Genomic DNA, 6,524 nt, shown 5'->3' with positions numbered 1-6,524 from the left:
AACCTCGACATCACCTTCGGTCTGGAGGACAACGCCGACATCGCCGCCGTGCAGGTGCAGAACCGGGCTTCGCAGGCCAACGCCCGCCTGCCGTCGGAGGCGATCAGCGCCGGCATCACGACCAAGAAGCAGACGCCGGACGTGCTGATGTATCTGGCGCTCGTCTCGCCCAAGGGGACTTACGACGAGCTGTTTCTCGCCAACTACGCGACGATCAACGTCGTCGAGGCGCTCAAGCGGATCAAGGGCGTCGGCAACGTCAGCCTGTTCGGCGCCGAGTTCGGCATGCGCCTGTGGCTGCGGCCCGACCGCATGGCCAGCCTGGGCGTGACGCCGACCGACATCTACCGCGCCATCCAGGAGCAGAACGCGCAGGCGCCGGCCGGGCAGGTCGGGCAGATGCCGGCGCCGAAGACGCAGCAGTTCCAGTACGGCGTCGAAGTGCGCGGGCGCTTGTCGGAGGTCAGCGAGTTCGAGGACGTGATCGTCCGCGCCCAGAAGGACGGTTCCTTCATCCGCGTGCGCGACGTGGCACGCGTCGAACTGGGCGCCAAGGACTACGTCTTCCAGTCGCGCCTGAACGGCCAACCGGCCGCCGCGTTCTCGATCAACCTGACGCCGGACGCCAGCGCACTGGAGACGGCGGCGTTGATCAATGCCGAGCTGAAATCGCTGTCGGCTTCTTTTCCGACTGACCTGACCTACGACGTGGTGCTCGACAACACGGTCTTCGTCCAGGCCTCGCTGACGGAAGTCGTCCATACCTTCTTCGAGGCGCTGGCGCTGGTGTTGATCGTCGTCTTCCTCTTCCTGCAGAACTGGCGGGCGACGCTGATTCCGATGCTGGCCGTGCCGGTGTCGCTGGTCGGCACCTTCGCCGCGTTCACGCTGCTCGGCTTCACGATCAACACGCTGACGCTGTTCGGCATGGTGCTGGCCATCGGCATCGTCGTTGACGACGCGATCGTCGTCGTCGAGGCCGTCGAGCATCACATGCAGCACAGTGGCCTGAACGCGCGCGATGCGACGATTCGCGCGATGGAGGAGGTGTCCGGCCCGGTCGTCGCCATGACACTGATCCTCGCCGCGGTGTTCGTTCCGGTCGCCTTTCTCGGCGGGATTTCCGGCGTCATGTACAAGCAGTTCGCCATCACCGTGGCGACGTCGACGGCGCTCTCCGGCTTTGTCGCCCTGTCGCTCACCCCGGCGCTGTGCGCGCTCATCCTGAAACCGCGCGAAGCGGGGCGCGGCGGCCTGGTCAGGCGCTCCTTCGACGCCTTCAACCGCGCGTTCGAGCGACTGACGGCGGGCTATGGCCGCAACGTGCAGGCGATGATTCGCCGCACGCTGCTGTCGCTGACGCTGCTCGGCATCCTCATCCTTGCCGCCTTCGGCCTGATGAGCAAAGTGCCTGGCGGCTTCGTCCCGTCGGAGGATCAGGGCTATTTCCTCGGCAGCGTGCAGTTGCCGGCGGCCGCATCGCTCAATCGCACGGAAGACGTCTCGGCCAAGGTCGACGGCATCCTGAAGAGCTACCCCGCCGTCGAAAAGCGGCTCGTCATCAACGGCTACAACATCCTCAACGGCGCGCCGCAGTCCGACAGCGCGCTGTTCGTCGCGACGCTGAAGCCGTGGCAGGAACGCACGACGGAAGCCGACTCGTTGAAGACGGTTCTGCTCGGTACCTACATGCAGGCAGCAAAACTGCCGGAGGCGGTGGTCCTCGCCTTCAATCCGCCGCCGATTCCCGGCCTGGGCTCGACCGGCGGCTTTTCGTTCAAGCTGCAGGCGCGTGCCGGCGGAACGCCGCAGGAGCTGGCGAAGGCCGCCGACGACTTCATGGCCGCGGCGCGCAAACGGCCGGAAATCGGCAGCATCTACTCGAAGTTCAATCCGCGCACGCCGGCTTTCCGGCTGGAAGTCGACCGCGAGAAAGCCAAGAAGATGGGCGTGCCGATCTCCGACATCACCAACGCGCTGCAGACCTTCCTCGGCGGGCTCAACGTCAACGACTTCAGCCGCTTCGGGCGCAGCTACAAGGTGACGATGCAGGCCGAGCCCGAGTATCGCAGCGACATCCAGCAGATCGGCCTGATCCACGTGCGTAACGGCGACAACCAGATGATTCCGCTGTCGACGCTGGTGACGCCGGTATCCACCAGCGCGCCGACCGTGCTTGAACGCTACAACCTGTATCGCACGGCCGAACTCGGCGGCAACCCCGGCGCCGGCTACAGCTCGGGTGACGCCATGACGGCGATGGAAGAGGTCGCCGCCACCGCGCTGCCGCCGGGCTACGGCTTCGAGTGGTCTGGCATCAGCAAGCAGGAGAAGGAGTCGGCCGGCAAGGCGCCGGTCGTCTTCGGGCTGGCCATCGTCTTCGTTTTCCTCTTCCTTGCCGCGCTGTACGAGAGCTGGGCGGTGCCGTTCGCCGTGCTGCTGGCGGTGCCGCTCGGCCTGTTCGGCGCCATGCTCGGCTTGTGGCTGACCGGGCTGACCAACAACATCTACGCGCAGATCGGCCTGGTCCTGCTGATCGGCCTGGCGGCGAAAAACGCCATCCTGATCGTCGAATTCGCCAAGATGAAGCTCGAAGAGGGCGAGGACGCCGTCACGGCCGCCGTCGGTGCGGCCAAGCTGCGCCTGCGGCCGATCATCATGACCTCGTTCGCCTTCATCCTCGGCGTCGTGCCGCTGATCATCGCCTCCGGCGCCGGCGCCGCCGCGCGCGTCTCGATGGGTATCACGGTGTTTGGCGGCATGCTCGCGGCGACGCTGCTGGCCATCTTCATGGTGCCGGTGCTGTTCGTCGCGGTCGATCGCATTGTCAACCGCTTCTCGCGAGCGAAGTCGAGTACCAAGGAGGTTGAGGCATGATCGCGCACCGCTTTGTCGTACCCTTGTTCGGCGTTTTGCTCGCCAGCTGCGCCGTCGGTCCTGATTATCAGCGGCCAGCGGTCGATCTGCCCGGCCAGTTCGCCGGCCTGCCGGCCGGAAACGCGGATGCGGCCTCGCTGGCCAAGCAGAACTGGCGCGAGGTGTTCGCCGATCCGGCGTTGCGGCAACTGATCGACGAAGCGTTGACCGCCGGTCCGGATGCGCTGCTCGCGGCGGCGCGTATCCGCGAGGCCGAGGCGATGGCCGGCGTCAGCCGGGCGCCGCTCTATCCGCAGGCGTCGCTGTCGCTCAATACCTCGCCGACCGTTCGCCAACCGGGCGATAGCCAGACCTCCAGTTATCTCGGCGGTGCCGGCATCTCCTGGGAGATCGACCTGTGGGGCCGCTATCGCCGCGCCAGCGAAGCGGCGCGCGCCGATCTGCTGGCCAGCGAGGAAGCGCGCTACGCGATGCAGGCCTCGCTGGTCGCCAGCGTCGCCCGTTACTACTACCAGCTGGCGACGCTGCACGACACCTACGTCATCACCGAACGCGGCGCGCGCAATCAGGCCGAGGTCCTGCGTCTGGTGCACCGCCTGTCCGCCGCCGGCATTTCGACCGCGGCCGAGGAGCGCCAGCAGGAAAGCGCGCTGGCGACGACGGAAGCCAGCCTGCCGACGCTGCGCCGGCAGATCGCCGAGACCGGGAACGCGCTGGCCGTGCTGATCGGGCGCCATCCGGGCGCCTTGCAAGTAGACACGCCATCGCAACTGAATCTGCCCGGCCGGATTCCGGCCGGATTGACGTCCAGCCTGCTCGAACAACGACCGGATATCCGCCAGGCGGAAGCGCGACTGGTCGCCGCCAATGCACGCGTCGGCGAGGCCAAGGCGATGTTCTTCCCGAGCCTGTCGCTGACCGCCTTGTTCGGCGGCGTCAGCACCAGCCTCTCGGATGTCGTCAAGGGCTCTGCGCCCGATGTTGTTTCGGTCGGCCCCAACCTGCTGCTGCCGCTGTTCGCCGGCGGGCAGCTCTACTTCAATCGCGAAGCCGCACAGGCTCGCCTCGATCAGGCGGTGATCAGCTATCGCAAGACGATCCTGAACGCGCTCGGTGAAGTGGCGAACGGCCTCGTCGCCTATGAAACCAGCGACGACCTGATGGCCAAGCAGGCCACGCGCGTCGCCGCGTCGCGCGAAGCCATGCGCCTGGCCGAGCTGCGCTTCCGCGCCGGCACGGCCAACTTCCTCGAAGTGCTCGACGCGCAACGGCAGCTGCTGGCCGCGGAGACTGAAGAGGCGCAGGCGTTGCTGGAGCGGCGTCTGGCGCTGGTGAACATCTATCTCGCGCTGGGCGGGGGATGGCAGGGGGAGCCGTAGTGCCCGGTATTCCCGGCATGTCCGGCTGATCACTGGCGCGGAATCGTGATTTCCTCGGCTTGTTCGAGCGAATCAAAAAAATCGGCGAGGCGACGGCCCGACTGATCCGGGAAACGCTCTTCGCTGACCGTCAGTTGCCCGATGCGGTCGACGCGAAAGTGGCGGAACTCGTCGCGCAGGAGGCACCAGCCTATCAGTGTCCAGTGCCGCCCCCAGAAGAAGAGTCCGAGTGGCCAGAGGGTGCGCTCGGACGTAGCACCGTCTTCGCGCGCTACGCTTCGCGGCGCAGCAGGTCGGGCAGGACGTTGTGGATCTTGGCGAGCGCGGCGGTGGCGGCCTGCGCGAGGTCGGTGTCGCCCAGGCCTGAACCATGCGTGAGCCGACGAGCAGCGCTTCGAGTTCGGCCGGGTCGAAGAGCAGCGGCGGGACGTCGAGCCGGTAGCGCAGCCGGTAGCGCAGCCGGTAGCCGACGCCGGCCTCGCCTTCGATTGGTACGCCGGAGAGCGTGAGATCGTGGATGTTGCGGTAGAGCGTGCGCAGCGATACCTGCAACTGGTCGGCGAGCCAGCCGCCCGTGGCCAGCCGCTTGCTGCGCAACAGCTCAACCAGTCGGAAGAGGCGATCGGCGCGGCGCATGACTGTGGCGGTTACCCTGATGGTTTCGGCAAGAGCGCCATTCTGCCATCGTCAAAGTGGGCGATGGCAGCCGGCAACAGGAACTCAGCGTCTGTGAAAAAAAACTCAAAACCCACCGCAGAGGCACGGTGGCGCAGAGGAAAAGCAGAGAAAAACCACCGTTGCCAAAGGTCTTCTCTGCGAAAACTCTGCGTCTCTGTGCCTCTGTGCCTCTGTGTCTCTGTGGTGAGGGATTTAGGCTTATTCACGGCATCTCAGTGCAGCGAGTGCAACCCGATGATGTTGCCTTCGCTGTCGCTGAACATGCCGATGTAGCCGATGTCGTCGCGGATGAGCGTCTTTTGCATGATGATCGTTCCGCCCGCCGAGGCGACGCGGTCGAGAATCGGCTGGAGATCGTCGCCCGCATCGAGGTAGATCCGAACGCGGTCGGCATGGGGCCGCGCCTGCTCGAATTCGATCAGGCTGCCGCCGACGCCCGGTTCCGCGTGGGGCAGCATGGCCATCGGCATGCCGGGGAAGCTGGTATCGATCGGGAATTTCGTCGCAAGTATCTGTTCGTAGAACTGCACCGCACGTTCGAGCTTGGCAGCAGGGATTTCAATCTGAAGACCTCACCGCAAAGGCACGAGGACGCAAAGATCGCAAAGGAAACAACGGGCCGAACGTACTTGACCACTCACCCTGTGGGGGTGTACGGAAGATGCGCGCGGGCTGCTGACAGCGTGGTGTCAGCAGAGTTGAGGTGTCGTGCGGGAAAGCAGGCAGCGCTTATTGATACGGCGAGGTCATGTTTGAAGTACGTTCGCCCTGAGCCTGTCGAAGGGAGGGCGGGCTTCGACAGGCTCAGCCCGAACGGAAATCGGGACTTCTTCGTGCCGGATCAATAGCGGCCGGAACGTTGCGCCAGAAAACGGTCAAGGTGCCCGGCAAACGCCTTCTGTTCCGCCGCGCTCATCGGTGGCGGGCCACCCGTCTGGACACCGCTCGCGCGCAGGTTGTCCATGAAGTCGCGCATGTTGAGCAGCGGGCGGATGTTGGCGGCGGAATACCATTCGCCGCGATGGCTGAGGACGTGGCCGCCTTTCTCGATGACCTCGGCGGCGAGCGGCAGGTCGCTGGTGATGACGAGGTCGCCGGCGCTGACGCGCTTGACGATCTCGTTGTCGGCGACGTCGAAACCGGCCGCGACCTGCACGCTGCGGATATACGGCGAAGGCGGCACGGCGAGCATCTGGTTGGCGATCAGCGTCAGCGGAAGCTTCATCCGGTTGGCCGCGCGGAAAAGAATCTCCTTGATCACCTTGGGGCAGGCATCGGCATCGACCCAGATGTGCATCAGATGAGCCTCAGCGCGGCAAGTTCGTCCTTCAGCCAGGCATAGGCGATGGGCGCCGCAACCAGTCCGGCGATGCCGAAGGCGCTTTCCATGACCAGCATGGCGGTCAGCAACTCCCACGCCTTGGCGTTGATCTGCCCGCCGACGATGCGGGCGTTGAGGAAGTACTCGAGCTTGTGGATGAGGACGAGGAACCCCAGTGACGAGAAGGCGACTTGTGGCGAGTGCGCCATGCTGACGATGACGATCACCGAGTTCGAGATCAGGTTGCCGACCACCGGCAGCAGTCCGGC

At 65.5% G+C, this 6,524-nt stretch carries 5 protein-coding genes and 2 pseudogenes; 2 read left to right on the top strand and 5 right to left on the bottom strand.

Annotated elements, in window-relative coordinates:
* The coding region (locus tag KBA32_RS03530) for an efflux RND transporter permease subunit (protein WP_294355381.1) at positions 1–2,877 on the top strand (2,877 nt) is incomplete at its 5' end.
* Complete coding sequence (locus KBA32_RS03525; RefSeq protein WP_294355378.1) at positions 2,874–4,256, top strand: efflux transporter outer membrane subunit; 1,383 nt, start codon at positions 2,874–2,876, stop codon at positions 4,254–4,256. The genes KBA32_RS03530 and KBA32_RS03525, both read left to right, overlap by 4 nt.
* A 29-nt stretch (positions 4,257–4,285) precedes the next feature.
* Here KBA32_RS03525 and KBA32_RS03520 read toward each other — a convergent pair whose 3' ends face one another.
* From KBA32_RS03520 to KBA32_RS03500, 5 genes and pseudogenes are all read right to left on the bottom strand, one after another.
* The gene (locus tag KBA32_RS03520) at positions 4,286–4,768 is read right to left on the bottom strand and encodes a YafY family protein (RefSeq protein ID WP_294355402.1); all 483 of its coding nucleotides are present in this window, start codon (positions 4,766–4,768) and stop codon (positions 4,286–4,288) included.
* A gap of 7 nt (positions 4,769–4,775) precedes the next feature.
* Positions 4,776–4,892: pseudogene (locus KBA32_RS03515) on the bottom strand (HTH domain-containing protein); the annotation flags it as partial.
* A gap of 254 nt (positions 4,893–5,146) precedes the next feature.
* Positions 5,147–5,491 (bottom strand): hypothetical protein, encoded by a 345-nt coding sequence (locus KBA32_RS03510; RefSeq protein WP_367113737.1) that lies wholly within the window; start codon positions 5,489–5,491, stop codon positions 5,147–5,149.
* A gap of 284 nt (positions 5,492–5,775) precedes the next feature.
* Positions 5,776–6,231 (bottom strand): YaiI/YqxD family protein, encoded by a 456-nt coding sequence (locus tag KBA32_RS03505; RefSeq protein ID WP_294355372.1) that lies wholly within the window; start codon positions 6,229–6,231, stop codon positions 5,776–5,778.
* Positions 6,231–6,524 (bottom strand): annotated as a pseudogene (locus tag KBA32_RS03500) (hypothetical protein); the annotation flags it as partial. The gene KBA32_RS03505 and the pseudogene KBA32_RS03500, both read right to left, overlap by 1 nt.

The sequence above is a fragment of the Propionivibrio sp. genome (genome assembly GCF_017995515.1).
In the GTDB taxonomy this organism is placed as follows: Bacteria; Pseudomonadota; Gammaproteobacteria; order Burkholderiales; family Rhodocyclaceae; genus Propionivibrio.
Note: the sequence above shows the minus strand (reverse complement) of the source record. Positions and strands in the feature narration are given on the sequence as shown.